The sequence below is a fragment of the Streptomyces sp. NPDC059248 genome (assembly GCF_042753905.1).
In the GTDB taxonomy this organism is placed as follows: Bacteria; Actinomycetota; Actinomycetes; order Streptomycetales; family Streptomycetaceae; genus Streptomyces.
In genome coordinates this window covers 1-2,257 of record NZ_JBHYZV010000170.1, presented here as the reverse complement: position 1 = coordinate 2,257, position 2,257 = coordinate 1, and the positions used below count along the sequence as shown (strand labels likewise).

At 66.2% G+C, this 2,257-nt stretch carries 1 protein-coding gene and 1 pseudogene; both read left to right on the top strand.

The features are described from left to right. Window positions 1-674 precede the first annotated feature (674 nt). Window positions 675-809: pseudogene (locus tag ACFXG1_RS33060) on the top strand (4-hydroxy-3-methylbut-2-enyl diphosphate reductase); the annotation flags it as partial. Between the two features lie 159 nt (window positions 810-968). Then, window positions 969-2,144: a hypothetical protein gene (locus tag ACFXG1_RS33055; protein ID WP_384708675.1), complete on the top strand. Its 1,176-nt coding sequence runs from the start codon at window positions 969-971 to the stop codon at window positions 2,142-2,144. Window positions 2,145-2,257: the final 113 nt, after the last annotated feature.

Below are 2,257 nucleotides of genomic sequence, written 5' to 3'. Positions count from 1 at the left end.
ACAACGGGACGTAACGACGGGAGGAAACGACCTCTGACGGTGCAGAGAGCCATCGCCGACTGTGCGCGGGGACGCCGCATGTCGGCGGATCGCGGATATCTGTTCGAGGTCGGACCGGGTGCGGTGTTGCCGACCGTGTCGTCCGTTCAACACGTGCACGCATCGATCATGGCCTGCTCTTGTCACCCGGGGTGCGTCGGGTACTTGATGGGAGAGTGCCCCTGGCGGAACCGGTCGGGGCATCGGTGCCCTTGGCGCGCAGGTACGAGGGGTCCGCTCCCTCACCGGAGGCGGTTGGTCCTGTCCGCCCGGCCCGGCAGCCCGCGCTTCCCCCGAGACCTGAATCCCGTCCGCGTGCTCCCAGGAGGCGGTCATCTTGACCGGAACGGAAATCCGCAGTTGTCCCGCGGTACCGCCCACGCCCGCCCTGGAACCGGGTGAGGTGCTGGTGGCCTCAGAACCGTCGAAACCATGATCACCGAACGGTACGAGCAAGCCATGACCGCCCTGGCCGCTGCCCCCATCGCCCCGGCCGCCACAGACGCACTGCGCCACCTCGCCGATACCGCCGTGCGGAGGTCGGCGTGAACACGCCCCGCCCGCAGCCTGTCTCCACCGCGTCCTCATCGCCGCCCCCGCGTGGGTACTGCGCCGGTGCGGACCGCCACGACCGCCACGAGAGCCACGAGGAGGTCATCGGCACCTCCGCAGAGGCTCCGGACCACATCACCATCGTGGACGGCCCGCACGACGTGGAGAAGGTGATCGTCCGCGACCGGTCGACGGTCGTCCGGCTGTCGCGGACCTCTACGGCCGGCAGGCGAGCCGATCAGGCAAATACCCAGCTCAGCCAGTCCCCCGTAGGGAGCTGCACCCAACGCGGATGAGCCAGCCCAGCCCCGCAGTCGGCCCCCGCCCGTGCCAACCGCATCCCGTCTGACGCGCAAGGACACAAGGAGCGCACCAAAATGGCCCCCGACACATCGCCACCCAGGCCGAACGTGACCGATGTTCCGACGAGTTCGCCATCTCACGACGTCAACGGCACCATCATCAACTTCCCTCATGTCGAACGGGTCATCCCGTATCGGTGGCATCCCGAAAGCCGGGAGATCCGTGCCGAATGCACTCGGTGGGCCGATCGATTCCTGCCCAATCCCGAGCAATTCCTGCTCGAGACCGAGCGGTCCCGAAGGGAGTGGGAAGGAGGCTCTGTATGGCATAGCGGGGTGTCCGAAGCCGGGCTGTGGTCCGTCGTGTGCTACCCGGACATGGACACGGAGCGTGTCCTCGACATTGCCAAAATATGTGTCTCGCTGTACTGGCTCGACGACCTCTGGCACACCACTGAGCCCGACAAGCTGGGACTGCTGACTGAGGCAGCAGACGTCTTGGTCAACGGACCCCCGGGGCCGGGCGCTTCGGCGACCGCGCATGTCGTGTGGGAGTCCTGGCATCCGGTTCTGGCGCGGGCGAGCGATGCCTTCCGTCCACGGCTGATCGAGACCGCTCTGCGCTTTATCCGCGGAACCGCCATGGAGATGGTCGAGTTTGCGGACCCTGAGGAAGATCCTCAGTGGGCGCTCACCGACCAGACGTACCTCAGCCACCGGCTGAACAACATGGCGGCCAACTTCATCTGGGTCATGGTCGAATACTGCCTGGGCATCGACCTGGCTCCAGAGTTCGCCGCCTACCCGCCATTGCGGGACAATATGCACCGCTTGGGCTGCGAGCATTTCTGTTACGTCAACGACCTGCTCAGCTACCGCAAGGAGTGCTTCGACGAAGAAGAGAACGTCTCCTACATCACCCGGTTCCTGAACCAGGGCGTGCCCCTGCAGGAAGCCTTCGACCGTCTGGCGGGCATGGTCGAGGGCATCGAGCGACGCTACCTGAGTGCGGCGAACCAACTTCGCCTCGTCTACGCGAAACAGCGCGACGTCGAGGCATGGCTGACCGGCATGCTGACGACCAACGCCGGCGCCTTCGAGTACTCCTACGTCACAGCTCGCTACCAAGGCAGGGGGGCCTCGGTGGAGGACCCGCACGGCCCCGGCTTGATACCCAGGCGGCGCACCGGCCCGATGCTCATACCCCCGGGCCCGAACCACCGGCTCGGCACCTCGACATCATCCGGCTGACCATACCCCGCCGCCCAGCCCAAACGGCCCGCCCTGGCGCCCGGTCCAGCACTACATGTCCAGTCCCCGCTCAAACTGAGAGGTCGTTTCCTCCCGTCGTTACGTCCCGTTGA